Here is a 19045-nt window from a genome sequence, read left to right as displayed (position 1 = left end):
TATTAAACAATCAATGATTTATAGAGTAATGACAGAAGAGTTTTCTAAAGCTTTACGCAAATAAGGGTCTAAGTCATCTTGACGTAATAGCCATTGCACATAGTCCGCAGGTAATTCTGCAATTGCGGTACCACGGTGTTTACCAAAATTAATACTGCGTGGAATGCGAGCATCTTCCGAAGCTTCGTATAATTCTTCGATGCTGTTGATTTTTAAGTGATGGACGATATGCATCAAAATATTAGCAGTTAAAATAATATCCATATCTGCGCGGTGAGCTTTACGGATCATTTCACGTGCTTTTTCACTGCCTTTGGTGATCATATATATCAAGGCAGAAATATTATGCGCTTCTGCATCAGGCCAAACTCGACGAGCAAGGGCAAGGGTACAAATGGCTTTAATTTTTGAACCATCTACACCGCATTTTTCGAGCGCTCGAATATCGTAGTCGATATTATGCCCAATGATATATGTCGTCTCTGATGGGAGTTCAAAACTGCTGTAGTGGGGCTGACCTTCAAGATCTGATTCTAAAATATGATGTACAGCCATTGCTGCAAAAGAAATTGCTTCATCACAACGATAAAGTTGATCAAAAATTTTAGATTTATCTAGGGTAATTTTGGCATCTGCCACCTGAATTGGAGCATAGGCAATCTCGATGGGTTGTCCATTTAGTGTATGGGTTTCTGTGTCGAGAATGATGGCTTGCATGTCCAGTTCCAGCATGTTGAATAATGTTTATGAATGTACATGATCACATCCACACTGACAAACCCATGCTGTGATTATTTGTAGGAATATTATGAAGATGGCTGCGCAGTGTTTAAATAATCTGCTTTTATCGCATCTGCTGAAATAAAACCTTTACAGCGGGATAAAGCTAAACCATCTTCTAAATCGACTTATTTTAAAGGCTTTTGTCCATCGTGATATCCAAAAATGTCGCTAAGTGGATTAAGCACTAGAGTATGTTCACGATCAATGGCATGGTGGTTTTTCGGCTTTACTTTTGTGCATATGTTTGTGTAGTTGGCAGGGGGTACAGCATTTTTGTTGATTTTACATTTTGCTTTAACCTCCGAAAAATAGCCCAATCTGTATCCAATGATCAGAAATATAAGTTCAGCCATTTTTCTGAGATCGGGGTGGTTGATTTATTTGAATGCTGTTAATCCATATCGAGCTAAAACAAAGTTTTAGTTCTATATTAATTTGATAAATTAAAATAAGAGTAGTTGCTTAAAAATTAGGCTTGAACAAAAGTTTGTTCCATGTATTTAATGATTCATATTCAATGAAAAATTGACTTTAAAACAACAAAAAAAAGGATCATGGAATGAAAATGCTGCGTTTAACGGTTTTAGTCAGCAGTATGCTATTTTTAGCAGCCTGCGGTAATGATAGTAATGACCAACAATTTAGTAATCCTGAAACAAATGCTGATCTCAATCAGATCAAAAATCCGGTGGTAACTACAACAGCCTATAGTCAAGACAATATGCCTGCTGTGAGTGCAGACAGCCGATTGATGACCTATAAAATGCTAGGAGTAGATGGCAAAGTTGTTCAAGCCACAGCCTTAGTCTTTACCCCAAAAACAGTTGCTCCGGCAGGTGGTTGGAAAATTGTGGCTTGGGCACATGGAACGACCGGTGTGGCTGATAAATGCGCTCCGAGCCGACAAGGTTTGCAAGGCACTGAATATTTATTGCAAATGTTATTGGCAAAGGGTTATGTCGTTGTGGCACCCGATTATGAAGGATTAGGGGAACCTAGTGGACGTGAAAACCATCCTTATCTGAATCTAAAAAGTGAAGCCTTTTCGATTACCGATGCCGTTGTTGCAGCTCGAAGTTACTTAACCAGTCAAGGTAAAACGGTGTCGAAGGATTGGCTTTCGATCGGACATTCTCAAGGTGGTCAGGCCGTGTTAGGTGCGGCTGAATATGCATCACGTGCTGACTTAAATTATAAGGGAACGATTGCCATAGCACCTGCAAATAATCTTGCGCTCATTCTTGACGCAGGCGAGAAGTTAGCTGTAGGTAAACCTGCAACCGTGCAAAGTATGATTTATGCACCTTTAGACAGTTTTACTGCGCAGATCATTGCGGGTATGCAAGGGCATAAAAACAGTGTGGATTATTCAAAAGTATTTAGTGGACATCTGGCTGCGATTGCACCTCAGGCTGAAACAGTGTGTTCAGGCGAGTTAACCAAGTTAATTCAAGATGACATGCTCAGTTATGCGAGTCAGAACACGACTTTGGATAACTATGGCCGCACGCAGTCTGATTTCTTAACTTTAAAGCCAATCCAAAACTTTATGAGTGAAGGTTCATAGCCTTTAACGACAGCGGTGAAAACGCCGATCATCATTTATCAAGGTAAAGCCGATCAAACCATTCCAGCAGATGCGACTAAATTTATGATTAGCCTTGCTAAGCCGGGAACATCGATTGACTATCGTGAGCAAGCGACAGCAGATCATATTAGTATTTATACCGATAATCTGGCAAATTTTGTGCAAGATGTAGAGACTCTCATGCCAAATCAATAAGTTGATTTGACTTAAATAGTGCTCGTGCAGATTCAACACGGGCATTATTTATTTAAAAACAGCACAAACTTCCCTCTCTCATTTCTAAAACTTCATGCTACAATACGCGCCAATCTTAGCACGGCTTAAAAGCCCTAATTTAATAGGACCTCGCTAATGTTTGCCAACACCTCTATTGCTCAATTTGACCCTGAATTAGCTCAAGCGATCTCGAATGAAGATGCTCGCCAAGAAGCGCACATTGAGTTAATCGCTTCAGAAAACTACTGTTCACCTGCAGTAATGGAAGCTCAAGGTTCAAAACTTACTAACAAATATGCAGAAGGCTACCCTGGTAAACGCTACTACGGCGGTTGCGAGTATGTAGACGTGATCGAACAATTGGCCATTGACCGTGCTAAAGAATTGTTTGGTGCTGATTATGCAAACGTTCAACCACACGCTGGTTCACAAGCAAACTCTGCAGTTTACCTTGCGCTACTTAACCCAGGCGATACAGTTTTAGGTATGAGCCTGGCTCACGGTGGTCACTTGACTCACGGTGCTAAAGTTAGTTTCTCTGGTAAAACTTACAACGCAATTCAATACGGTTTGAACCCAGAAACTGGCGAAATCGACTATGAAGAAGTTGAACGTTTAGCTGAAGAACACAAGCCAAAAATGATCGTGGCTGGTTTCTCTGCGTATAGCCAAGTTGTTGATTGGCAGCGTTTCCGTGATATCGCGGACAAAGTTGGCGCTTACTTATTCGTAGATATGGCTCACGTAGCTGGTCTTGTTGCTGCTGGTGTTTACCCAAGCCCAGTACAAATTGCTGACGTAACTACAACGACTACACATAAAACACTTCGTGGTCCACGTTCTGGTTTAATCCTTGCGAAAGCAAACGAAGAAATCGAGAAAAAATTACAATCAGCTGTATTCCCAGGTAACCAAGGTGGTCCTTTAGTTCACGCTGTAGCGGCTAAAGCGATCTGCTTCAAAGAAGCAATGGCGCCTGAATATAAAGCTTACCAACAACAAGTTGTTAAGAATGCGCAAGCAATGGCTGAAGTTTTAATCGAACGTGGTTATGATGTTGTTTCTGGCGGTACTAAGAACCATTTGTTCTTATTATCTTTAATTAAACAAGACATTACTGGTAAAGATGCCGATGCTTGGTTAGGTGCTGCTCACATTACTGTGAACAAAAACTCAGTACCAAACGACCCACGTTCTCCATTCGTGACTTCGGGTATCCGTATCGGTACTCCTGCTGTAACAACACGTGGTTTTGGCGAAGCTGAAGTACGTGACCTTGCAGGCTGGATCGCTGACGTTCTAGACAGCAAAGGTGACGAAGCTGTGATTGCTGCAGTGAAAGAAAAAGTTGCTGCTGTTTGCGCTAAATTCCCAGTTTACGCAAAATAAGTCTGACTTGAGAAAGCCCCCTCAAGGGGGCTTTTTTTATGTCATCAGAAAAATTCAAAAGTTATCTAAACATTTATATTTCTGTTATAACGGAATAAGAGATAACAAAAAATTTGCCCATCGCTATAGATCTGTTGGCAAGGTCGCAAAGGAACTTTATATGAAAAAACCCAATATTATTCTTTCAGAACAAGATTTACATCGTTTAGAAACCATGTTGGAGCATCAGTCTAAGCTGACGCCGACGATGGAGCATTTGGAAGATGAGATGGCGCGCGCTGAAGTGGTTGCTCCACAAGATGTCCCTGCCAATGTGGTGAGTATGAATGCCAAAGTTCTCATTAACATTGCACCTGCGACAGAAGCAACCGAAATTACACTGGTCTATCCACATGATTTTCGTGGCGATAAAGGTCAAGTCAATGTTTTGGCTCCAGTGGGTGCTGCCATATTAGGTTTGGCTGAAGGGCAGGAAATAGAATGGCCGCAGCCTGATGGTCACACTATGAAAGTCAAAATCATTAAAGTGCTCTATCAACCTGAGCGTGAAGGGGACTATTTATAATTCCACTGCTATACAGATAAATTCTGCACACAAAGCCATCGATACTGATGGCTTTTTTATTTTTCGATATCGCATTTTTAGATATGAAATCGGCAAAAGTTGTTAAGCAGATTTTATTACAACCATTGCAGTTTAACTTGGGAAAACTGTCAAAGAATTGACAGAGTCATGGGCACGAAGTCGGCACACTTTATTTCAACAACACCATCGTTGCTTAATAATTTGAAGAATAAGGTAGAGCCCTATGACACAATTAGAATCGAATCATTACAATCCAGACTATCAATATCAGCATATTGAAGTAAAACCTGTGACCGGTCGTATTGGTGCCGAAATTTCTGGCATTCAGTTGTCTGGAAATTTAGACAAAAGCGTGGTCGATGAATTTAATCATGCATTATTAAAATATAAAGTTGTATTTGTGCGTGGGCAGCAAGATCTCACCGATTTAGAACAAGAAGCCTTTGCACGACTTTTAGGTAATCCGTTGAATCACCCAAGTGTGCCACTCAAAGATGGTACAGCACATACTTTGTCAATTGACTCACGTGGTGGGCGTGCAGACTCGTGGCATACCGATATTACGTTTTTGCCCAATTATCCTAAAGCCACAATTTTAAGAAATGTAGTTGCACCTGAACATGGTGGCGATACGGTTTGGGCCAATACCGTGACCGCTTATGAAGATTTAAGTCCTGAGCTGCAAAAGTTGGCGGAACAATTACGCGCGGTGCATAGCAACAGTTATGACTATGCGGCGCCGAAAGGTCAGTACAATGAAGAAGGTCGCCACTTATTCCGTACAGCGGTAGAAGTAGAAACCGAGCATCCTTTGGTGCGTGTACATCCTGAAACAGGTGAAAAAAGTTTGGTGTTGGGTCACTTCTTTAAACGCTTCAGTGGATACAGTCCGGCACAGTCACGACGATTATTTGAACTCTTTCAAGAGCAAATCGTGCAATGGGAAAATATTGTGCGTTGGCGCTGGGCGGTTGGTGATGTTGCAATTTGGGATAATCGTGCGACGCAGCACCGTGCCATCAATGACTATGGTGATGAGCTACGTATCGCCTCACGTGTCACTATCGAGGGCGATGTGCCTGTCGATGTAAATGGTCAGCCGAGTACTGTACTGAAAAATATTCAAAACACCGACATTTCAAACTTCCGTTCTGAAGCAGGCCGTATTTATGAGAAAGCATCTTAAGTATTAGAGCGTCATTTAAAACAGCATAAAAACAGATAAATAATGCGAAAAACAATGGTTTTACATTTTTCAGCACTTGCCTAAGATCAATGAGATCTTAGGCATTTTTTTATAGACGTGAGCGATCAAAAGAACACAGCCCAACAGCATTTGTTGCAAATTTTGCGTAATGAAGACATCTTTCAGGGCTTTAGCGATCAGACTTTAGAACAGCTTGTGCAACAGGTGAAATATTCACGGTTTCATTCGCAGCAGCACATCTTAAAACAACAACAAATCGTGCAAGATATTTATATTTTGCTTTCAGGTACGCTACAAATTGGTTGGTTGCAAAATAATGGTGAATTGATTGTAAATGACTATATCCGTCGCCAGTCGGTATTTAATTTTGTCGCACTCTTACAACAAAAGCCTTTGAATTATGATTATTTTGCTGCGACACACGTCGAGGTGGCAATCATTTCTGGAACAAGGTTTTTAGCAGTTTTACAGCGTGATCCGAAGGCGCTTTGGAATGTCGTGCAATCTCTCAGTCGACGCATGTATTTGATGTTTGAGCATAATCGTTATTTGCGAACGGCAACGCTAGAGCAGCGTATTGCTAGACATTTGATACGACTCTATGAGCAATATGGATGTCGGCAGGAAATTCCCCTGAAACTCAGTCAGCAGGAATTTGCAGAGTCTTTTAATATTTCACGCCAAACGTTGAATAAACATCTGCAGCAATTTGTCCAAACACAAGTGATCGCGTGGAATTATGGACAAATCGTGATCTTGGATCTTGATCGTTTAAGGCGAATGAGTGAACTTGATGAATAACTGGATTTAAAATTTGACGAGAAGCCATAATCGCAAATGGCTTCATTGATCTTACATAGATTAGTGCTTACTGATTTTATCCAAGTAACCCATCATAAAAGCAGAAAAAACAAAGGTTAAATGCATGATGATGTACCACATGATTTTGTCATTGGGGATGTTTTTCGCATCCATAAAAATGCGTAATAAATGAATCGAAGAAATTGCCACGATTGATGCTGCAACTTTGAGTTTTAATGAGTTGGCATCCATGGTGCCGAGCCAATTCAAGCGATTGGTCGATTCATTAATTTTTAATTGCGAAACAAAGTTTTCATAGCCTGAAAACATCACCATCACAATCAGTCCGCCCACCATAGTCATATCGACCAAAGAGAGAATGACTAAAATCAGGTCAGCTTCTGAATATTCTAAAATATGCGGAAGGACATGAATGACTTCTTGGAAAAATTTAATCGCGAGCAGTAGCAGTGCAAAGGATAAACCAAAGTACACGGGAGCCAGAATCCAACGTGCTGCATACATTGTGTTATGGAAAAAACGTTCCATTTAAGCCTCTAAATTTATTGATCTAATATTTGGTTCTAAAGTATATGGATTAAATTTTACGATAATTTTGATAATAATTCATGTAGAGTCAGTTGTTTAATTTAAATCTAGATTGAATCTTTGGGTATCTTAAGCTTGAATTCATCTGTGTAGGTCATCATATCCATTGAAATGATGCCGTATGGCTGCTTAGGCGGTTCTATATGCAACGGTTGAATTTAATAACGAAATTTGACCGATGAAATAGATGTATTTTTTGCAAAATACTACAAGACTTTTATGGCAGAACTTGTAGTATAAAAATGATTTTATTGAGTTTAATTGGCTATGTCACAAATTGATGTATTGGTGCCGTTAAAGGATATTACGGTAGATCGGGCGGAAGTGCTTTCGATTAAGCGGAATGACCTTGTGCCATTACTGACCGATCAATATCGTCTAAATCATTATGCAGATCAATTAATTCAAGCACAGTCGGTGCTGCTAGACGGTGTTGACCCTCAGTTGACGAAACAACTTAGTCAAACCATTGAGCAGTTGATTCAAGCCTTAGCCAATTCAAAAAAATATTTAAAAACACGCAAATTTAATGCCCTGCAAAAATGGTTAGGCATAGATTTGGAATATGGTTCAGGACAAGTTGAATATTATAAAAATCTAGATCAATTACTTGATCGGGCAAATCATCTGAGCCAAAAATTACAGTTAGAAATTCAAAAGTCCCAAGCACGTTTTAATCAACTACAAGGCTTACGTGAGCAAATGGCGCGCTATATCGTCGCGGCTGAAGAGTTCTTGGTGGAATACCCACAGTTTGTAAAAAAACAGCATCCGCTTGACAACTTTGCAGAACGTTTATCGAAAAAGGTGAATACGTTGCAAACCTTACAAGCCAGTAATGATATTGCAATTACGCAAATGCAGCTTTCTCAGCAGCTTTCTTTTGAATTATTAGATCGATATAAGGAAGCTCAGCAGGTGTTGATTCCAGCATGGCAATATCATGTGAAACAAAGTCGTCAAAGTAACTCGACAAGTTCATTGGAAAAGCTTGATAATAGCCGTGAAAATTTGATTAAAACTTTAAAAAAATCATTAGAGAATTCCTCTAAGTCTTAGAAATATAAGGTGAGTTATGACCGATTTAGATGCCAAAAATTTACCCGTTGAAGTAAGCAAAGAGTTGACTGAAGAAAAGTTTCAGCAACTCAATTTGCAGGAAATTGGCTTACAAACTTCCGATTTTCACGAAGTCGAAGCTGCACGTAAGGAATTGGCAGATTTAAGTCATAATAGTGTTGCTGAATATGGTAAAAACATTGCCACCAAGACGTCGACCTATACCGATGAATTATTAAATTTGGTGCAAAATAAAGATCTAGATGCGACAGGTCAAAAGCTCAATCAGGTGGTACAAGTCGCACAGCAGCTAAATACCACGAGCATTTTAAATAAATCTAAAAGCTCAGGATTTTTTGGTGGTTTGCTGAATAAATTTAAAGGTGCTAAGCAAAGTTTTGATCAGCACTTTAATACCACCAAAGAGCAAATTGATGCGTTGGTCAAAGAAATTGAAACTTCGCAAAATGGCTTAAAAGCCCGTGTAAATACCTTGGATAAAATGTTTGAAGGCGTACAAGACGAATATAAACAATTAGGGGTGTATATCGCCGCAGGAAAGTTGAAAGAGCAGGAAATTCAACAGGAAATTGCAAGCTTAACCACTCAAGTTCAAGATCAAACCACTACGCAAAAAATTTATGACCTCAATCATTTGGCAAATAATCTTGAAAAACGTGTGAGTGATTTACAGATCTTGCAACAGTCTGCGATGCAGACCTTGCCGATGATTCGCATTATTCAATCCAACAATTTGATGTTGGTTGATAAATTTTATGCTATTAAAAATATCACCTTACCGGCTTGGAAAAACCAAATTAGCTTGGCGATTTCATTGCAAGAACAAAAGAACAGCGTGCAATTGGCAAATAGCATTGATGATGCGACCAATGACCTATTAAAACGCAATGCAGATTTGTTGCATCAAAACTCTGTCGATACAGCGAAAGCCAATCAGCGTTCAGTGATTGATATCGAAACACTTGAACATGTGCAAAATACCCTCATTAAAACCGTTAATGATGTGATTCAAATTCAGAAAGAAGGTGTACAAAAGCGTGAAGAAGCGACGACACGTATTCGTGCCTTACAAAACAATTTGAATCATTTAGTAATTGAATCGAGTGGTTCAAACCCTTCTTCATAAACTGTGAGGGAGGTGAAAATATAATCTGAAGGAGTATGTCTTTGCCTCCCATTGATGAATATGCGCTAAATCCGCAGCAACTGGAAACAGGGCTTCAAACCATTAAGAAGCGTCAACGCAATTTGACGTTATTGACCTTAACCAGTGTTTCTGTACTGATCGTTTCGGCTGTGATGTTGTTTATTCAGCATGATATGGTTTATAGCTTTTTTGGCCTAAGTTCTAGCGTACAGCAACTGCATATTCCCGTTAGTGCAGGTGATTTGACATATCAACTCGGTGAGTCTTCCGACTATTTTTTAAACTTTTTATCCTTTATTGGCTGGTTATTTCTAAAACTCATCGTTTCATTTATTGGCGCATTTTTCTTGGTTGGTTTTCTAAAAAAATTTCAATTTTTTAGAATTCGATTCCAATCTTTTGTATTGAAATTTGTTGGCTGGATTTTATCGTTTATCGTGCTTTGGTCAGGCTTAACCTATGTGCAATATGACCTTAATCATGATGATCGTGCAGCAGATCAAAAATTGGTACATTATGAAAAAAATATTCAGGAAAGCCAGCTGGCTTTCGAGATGGAAGATGCACAATTGGCAAAACCTGTGCAAGACTATTTACTTGCACAAGCTGCTTTGATGCATAAGCCTGTAGATCGTGCGACAGCAATTCCTTTGGTGCAATCCTTAATCAATACCGAGCAACAAAATCCAGCAAAATTCCGTGAATACGGTTTTCAGCCTGAACAGCTCTGGGCGATGCAAAATCAGCTATTTGATAAAACCATGACACCGATGGCGCAAAGCGTGGAAAAACAAGTTCAGCAAGCCAATGTAGTAGAAGTTGTTGTACGTTGGGTGTTGATCACCGTGATAGTACTCACGCTGGTTTTGAGCTTAATTTTGTATCTGCTTTCTCAGCAGTTCAAATCACGGATTAATCGAATTGAGCAGGGACTTCATTAATAGGCCTATTTTCTTTTTAGATAATTGCATTGCTCAGAATAAAAATCCCCATCACATTGTATGGGGATTTTTGATCTTGGGTAGATTAACTTGCGCGATGAAAAAGTTGTCGAAGTTCCTGTGTAGAAAAAGTCTGATCATTTACTTCGCCATCCACAAGGTAAAAAGGAATGGGGTGTTGTCCCTTTGATTTTACATACTGTGTAATTTCATGCTGGCGGTCTGCAATATCTTTATGTTGAATTGAGCGCAGTACTTTCGAGCCATCTAAACCAATGCCTTCAATGATGCTTTTTAAAACGTGAATATCAGCAATATTTTGACCATGTGCAAATAATGCATGGAATAGGGCTTGAGTCAGGGCATATTGATCCAGAATATTGTCCAAGGCCAAAATAGCTTGATAAGCCAGTTGACTGTTTGGCATACGTTTCATGTACTCAATATTGACAATCACATCTTCGCTATAAGCGGCAAATTTTGTCATTTCGAGTTTTCGATTTGCTGCACTCGCGCCATACTTATTGGTTAAATACTGCAGCACATCTAAGCCTTGTTCAGGAATTTCTGGAGCGCGTTGAATCGGTAATAGCTCTACACGGGTTGCTGTATGTTCATTCCAGTTTTGTTTTAACTTTTGAAATGCGACATAACTCATGGGATAAACAATATCAAAGACAAATTCAATTTTCATTATTCTGCTCACTGTTGATTTTATACTTGTAGATCGATGGCTGATTGATGCAAGGGATTGATTGTGGCTTTATTGATGGAACTCAAAAGCAGTCAAATCATCTGATATTTCCTTTGATTTAAAGCCGACTTGCTGAAATGAAACTTAAAGCTTTATAAAGATTTTGTAATTGATCAGGTCGTGCGTATGTCTTGCATAGACTTGGTGTAATTTCAATAAAAAAGAAAAAAATGAGGGATTTATCACGATATATGTGTGCGAAATAAATCATTTTAATGTTAATATACGCCCATATATTTATGATTTAGAAAGAAATTTAATCATTTGATTTGTAAAACCGATTAATTTTATAAAAACAAACCGTTTCACCTATTTAATGGTTTGTTCTATCATTCTCTCATCAAATAAATTTACTCCTCTGGAGACGTTAGCAATGTTAGATCAAAATACTTCTGCTCAATTAAAAACCTTACTTGAACGCCTTGAAGGCCCGATTGAAATCGTCGCGACTTTAAACGGCACTGACAAATCAGACAAAATTAAAGAATTGGTAACTGAAGTTGCTGCTTTATCTGATTTAGTGACAGCACGTTTTGACGGTAACAACAGCCGTGCGCCAAGCTTTGGTATTGCAAAAGCAGGTGAAAATCCACGTGTATTCTTCGCAGGTCTACCAATGGGCCACGAGTTCACATCTTTGATTCTAGCTTTGCTACAAACCTCTGGTTATGCACCGAAAGTTTCTGACGAAGTACTGAACACCATCAAAGGTCTAGGTCTTAAAACTGACTTTGATGTGTTTGTTTCTCTAAGCTGCCATAACTGTCCTGACGTAGTTCAAGCCTTGAACCTGATTGCGATCTATAACCCAGGCACAACTGCAACCATGATTGATGGTGCATTCTTCCAAGACGAAGTGGAAGAACGCAAAATCATGGCTGTACCAATGGTATTCCAAGACGGCAACCACATCGGTCAAGGTCGTATGACTTTGGAAGAAATCATTGCTAAATTAGACACCAACTCTGCTGCAAAAGATGCTGAAAAGCTAAATGCCAAAGAAGCATTTGATGTCCTTGTGATTGGTGGTGGCCCTGCAGGTAATACTTCTGCAATCTATGCAGCACGTAAAGGTATCAAAACCGGTATCGTAGCTGAACGCATGGGCGGTCAGGTTATGGATACCATGGACATCGAAAACTTCACGTCGATTCAAAAGACTCAAGGTCCTAAGTTTGCTGCTGAAATGGAAGCACATGTACGTGAGTACGGTGTGGACATCATGAACTTGCAACGTGTATCTGACATCAAAGGTGCAGATCAAACTGCCAATGGTCTAGTTGAAGTAACTTTAGAGAATGGTGCAAAACTTGAATCTAAAACAGTGATTCTTTCAACAGGTGCACGTTGGAGAGAAATGAACGTTCCGGGTGAACAAGAATATCGTACTCGTGGTGTTGCATACTGCCCACACTGTGACGGTCCATTGTTTAAAGGTAAACGTGTTGCAGTGATTGGTGGTGGTAACTCAGGTGTAGAAGCGGCGATTGACCTTGCAGGTATTGTGGAACATGTAACACTTGTTGAGTTTGATACTAAGCTTCGTGCTGACCAAGTCCTTCAAGACAAGTTAAACAGCTTACCGAATACGACTGTGATCATGAATGCATTATCTACAGAAGTGGTTGGTGATGGTTCACAAGTGACTGCATTGAACTACAAAGACCGTGCAACAGATGAAATCAAAACGATTGAATTGGCTGGTATCTTTGTACAAATCGGTTTGTTACCAAACACTGATTTCTTAAAAGAAACAGCAGTTGAACTTTCAAACCGTGGTGAGATCGTAATTAACGAGCGCAACGAAACCAATGTGAAAGGTGTATTTGCTGCCGGTGACTGTACAACAGTACCGTACAAACAAATCATCATTGCGACAGGTGAAGGCGCGAAAGCTTCATTGTCTGCTTTTGATTACATCATCCGCTCTGGTCAATAAAAGAAAGGCCAGTGTGTTTCGAGAAACACACTGGCCGCGCTGAATGTTGTCATTTGAATATTATTTTTCTTAATATTCTCGTTTTACAGGAACTTTGGACGCTAACACCGGAGTTCCTTTTTTTGTCTGCAAAATTAGGATTCAAAAATGTCCCCACACATTTTGAATCCTATTCGTTGCCCAGCTATTTTTGTTTTACAACCTTATTTTTATACTTTCCCCAAGGTTGTTTCTCTATAAAATATAAAGCGGAGTAAGCAATTAATATACCAATCACATCACGAATTTAAGATTTAAATAAATTCAAGCCTTTAAACTTCTCCATTAACTGCTCATCTGTCTCCACATGTTCAGGATGAGGCACAATGCACTCAATCGGACAAACTGAAACACAAGTTTGGTGCGCATAGAAACCGACACATTCAGTACAACGTGCGACATCGATTTCATAAATCTTTAAGCCTTCATAAATGGCATCATTGGGACATTCAGGTAGACACATGTCACAATTGATGCATTTATCTGTAATCAACAAAGCCATAAAGTGAACTCAAGCCTGATAAGCTAAAGATGAAGCCGAAATATCCACTGTCGAATTGGGTAAGTTACGAATCAGTAAGGCATAGCGCATATCCACATCGGCAGGTACAGGAATATCCACGATATGACCTGAACCTTTGGCATCGTCAATTAGATTACCTTTTTTATCTTTCATTTCAGTTAAAACGAAGGTGATGTTGCCTGAAGTGGTCATCAGTTCTAAAGAATCACCTACAACAAAACGGTTTTTCACTTCGATTTTAAGAGAGTCGCCATTGCGTTCTAAAACTTCACCTACAAACTGTTGATGATCAAAACGTGAAGAGCCGGTTTCATAGTTCTGATATTCACTATGAACATGGCGGCGTAGAAAACCTTCGGTATAACCACGGTTCGCAAGACCTTCAAGCTGAGACATGAGAGCAGGGTCAAATGGTTTACCAGAAAGGGCATCATCGATGGCTTTACGATAAATTTGAGCGGTACGCGCACAGTAGAAATAAGACTTGGTACGGCCTTCAATTTTTAAAGAATGAATGCCCATTTTGGTTAAACGGTCAACATGCTGTACAGCACGCAAGTCTTTCGAGTTCATGAAATAAGTGCCATGTTCATCTTCTTCGGCAGCAAACATGTCTTCTTCATTGCGTTGTAATAAAACCGGCTCGCCGAATTGGTGTTGTTCTAGGGCGTGTTGCTCATCGGCATTTTTATTATTGCAGCATGATGATTCTTCAATTTGTGTGACTGGAATAACATCACCAGTTTCATCTTCAACTGCATCGTGAATTTTATAATCCCAACGGCATGCATTGGTACATGCACCTTGGTTTGCATCACGTTTATTCATATAGCCAGAAAGTAAGCAACGACCGGAGTAAGCCATACATAATGCACCATGTATGAAAACTTCAATTTCCATATCAGGTACATTGTGTTTAATTTCTTCAATTTCTTCGATTGATAATTCACGTGACAAAATGACACGTGTGAGTCCCATATTTTTCCAAAATTTAACCGTTGCCCAGTTCACCGCATTGGCTTGTACAGACAAATGAATGGACACTTCTGGAAAATGTTCACGCACCATCATGATCAAACCGGGGTCAGACATGATTAGCGCATCAGGATTCATGGCAACCACAGGTTCAAGGTCACGGATGAAATTTTTCAGTTTTGAGTTATGCGGTTGGATGTTTACCACCACATAAAACTTTTTACCTAAAGCATGGGCTTCTTCAATGCCAATTTTTAAATTGTCATGGTCAAAAGCATTATTGCGCACACGTAAGCTATATCGCGGCTGACCTGCATACACGGCATCTGCGCCATAAGCAAAAGCGTAGCGCATATTTTTCAATGAGCCAGCAGGTGAGAGGAGTTCGGTTACGTGTTGAATCGTCATGTCAATAAAGGCATAAAAAATTTATGGCTTTATTGTAGTGATCTAAAAAAAGGATTCAACCAAGTATTTTAGTTGGGTTTTCAAGATATTCCGTTTTCCAAATGTTTTAAAATTTGGCAATCATTTATTTGATTGGTTTCATTACAACTGGCACGGAGCTTACTTAACTGTATTTTAAAATTTTCTAATTCTTTAATTTTTTCAGAAACTTGACGAATGTGATTATCAATTAATTCATTCACAGCATGACAGCTTTGCGTAGGGGATTGCTCAAGTTCAAGCAGGGTTTGAATCTCGGTGAGAGAAATATCGAGGTTTCGACAGCGCTTAATAAAAACCAAACGTTTGTACATTTCTTCATCATAATAGCGATAATTGTTGTCTGCGCGGAAGCTAGGTTTCAGCAGTTTTTTCTTTTCATAAAAGCGAATACTGTCAACGCTTACCCCAGATTTGGTGGACAATTCTTTAATCAAATAATGTTTTTGTACGTTCATGCTTGACCTTGGAGTGAGTCCATAGTTTTGAATAAGAATAATACAAATCCATTGATTTTTAAATTGGAGCACATTTATGGCATGTACATGTAGTCATGAGCCAGCACCAAGCAAACCCAACAGTAAATTTCGTATTGCACTTTGGATTGCCTTAATCATTAACGCCATAATGTTTTTGGTAGAGCTGATTGGTGGGGCTTATGCACATTCTTCTGCGCTTTGGGCGGACTCGTTAGATTTCTTTGGTGATGCCGTAAATTATGGGGTTTCATTAGCCGTGCTTGGTGCCAGTTTATATTGGCGTGCAACAGTTGCCTTGGTTAAAGGTTTTGTTATGGCAGCGTTTGGGATCGTGGTAATTGCCAAAGTCCTCTATGCCTATGCCAATGGGATTGCTCCTGAACCGATCACCATGGGTGTGATTGGTATTTTGGCTCTAGTCGCTAATGTCATCTGTGCATACGTCTTATATGCCTTCCGAGAAGGTGACTCCAATATGCAATCCGTTTGGCTATGTAGCCGTAATGATGCCATTGGTAATGTCGCGGTGATCTTGGCGGCCGTCGGGGTATTTGGTACAGGAAGTCTATGGCCAGATTTGATTGTGGCTGTAATCATGGCGATCTTAGGTTTAACGGGTGGTTATCAGGTGATTCGAAAAGCATTACAAGAGCGTAAGCAAAAAAATATTCTGAGTACCCCTTGCTCTTAAATACTTACTCTTAAATCCACCGTTAATGGCATTCATTTTATCCATGTTTTTAACGCAGATGAATAGTCGTTAAATCGCTAGTTGAAATTAAAATAGCAGTCAGTTTTATACGAAATTTTCCTGACTGCTATATCGATAAATCTTCTGAAATCAGACTGTATTTAATGGGATGCTGAAGTTTTATCTACAGACTCCAATTAAGTTATGCTTTACAATAGCGCGCGAAAATCATGTTTAAAAATTAGGTTTTCTACCTTAAAAGCTTTATGTTTAGGCTCCATTGGTGCATCAGGTAAATTAAATGTCGAAAAAGCAAGACATCATTAACGTTGCGCTCCAACTCTTCAATTCTTATAGCTATAACTCGATTGGTATAGATCGAATTATTGGGGAATCGGGCGTTGCTAAAATGACGTTTTATAAATATTTCCCCTCTAAAGCCAAATTAATTGAAGAATGTCTCGTGATTCGAAATCTTAATTTACAGGAATCACTTGAAGCTGCTATTGCAGAATGTGATCCAGAAGACCATCTTTCGCATATTAAAACCATTTTTGCTTGGTACGGTGCTTGGTTTCATACCGCCGATTTTAATGGTTGTATGTTTCAAAAAGCAGTAGAAGAAATATCTAAAGTTTATCCGTCTTCATTGCAACCTGCGATCGATTATAAAGAGTGGCTTAAATCAAAACTAAGTACTGCCTTGCAACATCTGGGCATTCAGCAAACTGAACAACTCGCTGCATTTCTGAGTAGTATTTTGGATGGCATGACTATCCAAGCCCAAATTGACCCCAACCAAGTGCATTTAGCAGATTATTGGAAGCGAGTTGAAACCTTAATTCGTTTGGAATTGGCTGCTTAAAATTTGCTTGTAGGCATCGGGGTTTTAAATCTAGCGATGACTTATTTGTATTGATTAACCATCAATTTTTTTCACATGCTTTAAGATTCTAAGAAAATAAAAAGCGCGATTATTTGGGGTAATCGCGCTTTGCTGACAATTGTGCGTTCAAATCATTCACTTTGTTAGCTTAAGTCAATGATTTGAATTTCGAACGTTTTATACGTTTTCTCTCATTTATATTGTTACCCTCTGAATGTTAAATTCATTCGGTTTTTGCAGCAAAATAGACAGACTTGTCTGTTTTTTTGAATTATAGGGGATCTTAGGTGAATTACAAGAGAGGAAAGAAAGGTTTGTGTGTTTTTTAATCTAGCTTAAGTTTAAATTAATCCACTATTTTTAAAGATAATATTAAAAAATTGATCATTAAGCTCGATGTAAATTAGATGATAAAACTATTTTTACATTTATGTGAGTGACGCTACGTGTTGGATGCAAGTGCATGGTCTAAGACCATTTTTTGAATATTTTATATGCAATAAGTATTTAGTGCGTGGGTTCTCAGCTTTTTATTTTTAAGTGAATTTTTGAATCGTGGATTTTACATAACGAAACATCTTCTATGGTTTTAAGCATTAAGTTTATTGATGAATTTGACTAAACTAGCAGCAAAATTATTTCCATGATTACAATTTAGAATTTTTATTATGTTAGGCAAAATATTTGCTGTATTAGAACAATTGGGTCTATCCGCCCAAAAACGTGCCATTCATGTGCAATTTTCCAACCCTGCGTTGAATGAAGAACTTTTTATTCAACGTATTGATGGGGAGCATGTCTTAAACCAAGGCCTGCAAGCGACTTTGATTTGCCTATCTACTAATTCACTTATTCCACTAAAACAATTTATTGGCGCACAGGTTGCCGTTGATCAAGTGACCGATCAGGGCGAACTCTTCCGTACCACCGGTATTATTACAGAGGCGACTCAAGGGCAGAGTGACGGTTCACTCACCCTATATAAACTCACTTTAGAAGATGCAACTTCACTGTGGCATAAACGCCGCAACAGCCGTGTGTTTATGAACAAATCTGTTCGCGATGTCAGTGAAACTCTCTTTAAAGAATGGCAAAGCAAAAGTCCGCTCTTTGCCGCCAGTCTAACGCTAGATCTAAGCGGTTTAAGTCAGAACTATGACGTTCGACCTTTCATCATGCAGTCGAATGAAAGTGATTATGACTTTTTAACCCGACTTTGGCGCAGTGAGGGTATCAACTGGCTCATCGATGAAGCACAGTTGAAAGTGCCGCATTCCTCAGCCCAAATTGAAAAACAAAAACTCCGCCTGATTGATGACAATAGCCAATATCAAGCACTCAGCCGTCGTAGTATCCGCTTTCATCGTTCTAGCGCCACTGAAAAACAAGACAGTATCACCAGCTTGATCGGTGAACGTAGCATTCAGCCGACTGCGGTCCATGTACAGCGCTGGCAAGCCGATGGACTCAGCCAAGAAGAAGGCGCAGGCTCAGTTCAAAGCAAACATCAGCATAGCCAAAGCCAAGACAATGCCAGCTTAAGTCTAGAACAAGCATGGCATGTCAGCCCTGCATGGATGCAAGACTTAAAAGGTGAAGATCAAGCCACTGCTTCATCCAATAGCCAAATTGAAAAACTGAATCAAAACCTCACGCGCTATCACGAGCTACAATCGAAAAAATTCAATGCACAATCGACCGTGCGTGATACCCAAGTGGGTTATTGGTTTGAATTGAATGAACACCCAGAAATCGATCAACACAGTGGTGCAGACAAACAATTTTTAATTACAGAAAAAAAATTCTATAACCAAAATAACTTACCCAAAGACCTCACTGAACAAGTCAATCAACTGATTGAGCAGAGCCAGTGGAACATTAAACCGATCCATGAACAGGCCGAGCGTCAGGCTAATCAGCTCACATTACAACGCCGCAATATTTCGACCGTTCCTGCATATAATC

17 protein-coding genes and 1 pseudogene are annotated in these 19045 nt (G+C 39.4%); 12 read left to right on the top strand and 6 right to left on the bottom strand.

Annotated elements, in window-relative coordinates:
• Positions 1–18 precede the first annotated feature (18 nt).
• Positions 19–717 carry a 3'-5' exonuclease gene (locus tag FTU02_RS13640; RefSeq protein WP_180157608.1) on the bottom strand — a complete coding sequence of 233 codons (699 nt, stop codon included), beginning with the start codon at positions 715–717 and terminating at the stop codon, positions 19–21.
• A gap of 625 nt (positions 718–1342) precedes the next feature.
• Here FTU02_RS13640 and FTU02_RS13635 point away from each other — a divergent pair.
• The 5 genes and pseudogenes from FTU02_RS13635 to FTU02_RS13615 all read left to right on the top strand — a co-directional run bounded on the left by FTU02_RS13635 (position 1343) and on the right by FTU02_RS13615 (position 6570).
• Positions 1343–2566, top strand: a pseudogene (locus FTU02_RS13635) (alpha/beta fold hydrolase).
• 156 nt (positions 2567–2722) lie between these two features.
• Positions 2723–3976: a serine hydroxymethyltransferase gene (gene glyA / locus FTU02_RS13630; protein WP_111885761.1), complete on the top strand. Its 1254-nt coding sequence runs from the start codon at positions 2723–2725 to the stop codon at positions 3974–3976.
• A 160-nt stretch (positions 3977–4136) separates the two neighbouring features.
• Positions 4137–4541: a nucleoside diphosphate kinase regulator gene (rnk, locus tag FTU02_RS13625; RefSeq protein WP_111885760.1), complete on the top strand. Its 405-nt coding sequence runs from the start codon at positions 4137–4139 to the stop codon at positions 4539–4541.
• Between the two features lie 244 nt (positions 4542–4785).
• A complete protein-coding gene (locus tag FTU02_RS13620; RefSeq protein ID WP_180094805.1) occupies positions 4786–5748 on the top strand; it encodes a TauD/TfdA family dioxygenase in 963 nt (320 codons plus the stop codon).
• A gap of 117 nt (positions 5749–5865) precedes the next feature.
• Positions 5866–6570 carry a Crp/Fnr family transcriptional regulator gene (locus tag FTU02_RS13615; RefSeq protein WP_180094807.1) on the top strand — a complete coding sequence of 235 codons (705 nt, stop codon included), beginning with the start codon at positions 5866–5868 and terminating at the stop codon, positions 6568–6570.
• Positions 6571–6630: 60 nt separating this feature from the next.
• Here FTU02_RS13615 and FTU02_RS13610 read toward each other — a convergent pair whose 3' ends face one another.
• Positions 6631–7119 carry a TIGR00645 family protein gene (locus FTU02_RS13610; protein ID WP_078189122.1) on the bottom strand — a complete coding sequence of 163 codons (489 nt, stop codon included), beginning with the start codon at positions 7117–7119 and terminating at the stop codon, positions 6631–6633.
• Between the two features lie 327 nt (positions 7120–7446).
• On the opposite strand from FTU02_RS13610, the gene FTU02_RS13605 reads away from it, so the two are divergent.
• The 3 genes from FTU02_RS13605 to FTU02_RS13595 are packed head-to-tail and all read left to right on the top strand — an operon-like array spanning position 7447 to position 10347.
• Entirely contained in the window at positions 7447–8238 is a 792-nt protein-coding gene (locus FTU02_RS13605) for a tellurium resistance protein (protein WP_180094809.1), read from the top strand.
• Between the two features lie 16 nt (positions 8239–8254).
• Positions 8255–9385 (top strand): toxic anion resistance protein, encoded by a 1131-nt coding sequence (locus FTU02_RS13600; RefSeq protein ID WP_180126514.1) that lies wholly within the window; start codon positions 8255–8257, stop codon positions 9383–9385.
• A 41-nt stretch (positions 9386–9426) separates the two neighbouring features.
• Positions 9427–10347: a hypothetical protein gene (locus FTU02_RS13595; protein ID WP_180157657.1), complete on the top strand. Its 921-nt coding sequence runs from the start codon at positions 9427–9429 to the stop codon at positions 10345–10347.
• Positions 10348–10432: 85 nt separating this feature from the next.
• On the opposite strand, the gene FTU02_RS13590 is transcribed toward FTU02_RS13595, so the two are convergent.
• Positions 10433–11041 carry a DsbA family protein gene (locus FTU02_RS13590; protein WP_180157607.1) on the bottom strand — a complete coding sequence of 203 codons (609 nt, stop codon included), beginning with the start codon at positions 11039–11041 and terminating at the stop codon, positions 10433–10435.
• Between the two features lie 433 nt (positions 11042–11474).
• On the opposite strand from FTU02_RS13590, the gene ahpF reads away from it, so the two are divergent.
• A complete protein-coding gene (gene ahpF, locus FTU02_RS13585) occupies positions 11475–13040 on the top strand; it encodes an alkyl hydroperoxide reductase subunit F (RefSeq protein ID WP_180147566.1) in 1566 nt (521 codons plus the stop codon).
• 286 nt (positions 13041–13326) lie between these two features.
• Here ahpF and FTU02_RS13580 read toward each other — a convergent pair whose 3' ends face one another.
• From FTU02_RS13580 to FTU02_RS13570, 3 genes are all read right to left on the bottom strand, one after another.
• On the bottom strand, positions 13327–13581 hold the full coding sequence (locus tag FTU02_RS13580) for a YfhL family 4Fe-4S dicluster ferredoxin (protein WP_180157606.1): 255 nt from the start codon (positions 13579–13581) through the stop codon (positions 13327–13329).
• Positions 13582–13590: 9 nt separating this feature from the next.
• A complete protein-coding gene (gene yegQ, locus FTU02_RS13575; RefSeq protein WP_180157604.1) occupies positions 13591–14985 on the bottom strand; it encodes a tRNA 5-hydroxyuridine modification protein YegQ in 1395 nt (464 codons plus the stop codon).
• 80 nt (positions 14986–15065) lie between these two features.
• Positions 15066–15482, bottom strand: coding sequence for a Cd(II)/Pb(II)-responsive transcriptional regulator (locus tag FTU02_RS13570; RefSeq protein WP_180157602.1), 417 nt, complete (start codon positions 15480–15482; stop codon positions 15066–15068).
• A 76-nt stretch (positions 15483–15558) separates the two neighbouring features.
• On the opposite strand from FTU02_RS13570, the gene FTU02_RS13565 reads away from it, so the two are divergent.
• The 3 genes from FTU02_RS13565 to FTU02_RS13555 form a co-directional block, all read left to right on the top strand.
• Entirely contained in the window at positions 15559–16194 is a 636-nt protein-coding gene (locus FTU02_RS13565) for a cation transporter (RefSeq protein WP_180157600.1), read from the top strand.
• A 301-nt stretch (positions 16195–16495) separates the two neighbouring features.
• Positions 16496–17059 (top strand): TetR/AcrR family transcriptional regulator, encoded by a 564-nt coding sequence (locus FTU02_RS13560; protein ID WP_180157598.1) that lies wholly within the window; start codon positions 16496–16498, stop codon positions 17057–17059.
• Between the two features lie 689 nt (positions 17060–17748).
• A partial coding sequence (locus FTU02_RS13555) for a phage late control D family protein (protein ID WP_180157596.1) occupies positions 17749–19045 on the top strand: 1297 nt, incomplete at its 3' end.

Origin of the sequence: Acinetobacter sp. YH12045, assembly GCF_013419925.1 — a bacterium.
In the GTDB taxonomy this organism is placed as follows: Bacteria; Pseudomonadota; Gammaproteobacteria; order Pseudomonadales; family Moraxellaceae; genus Acinetobacter; species Acinetobacter amyesii.
This window is presented reverse-complemented; position numbering and strand designations above follow the sequence as displayed.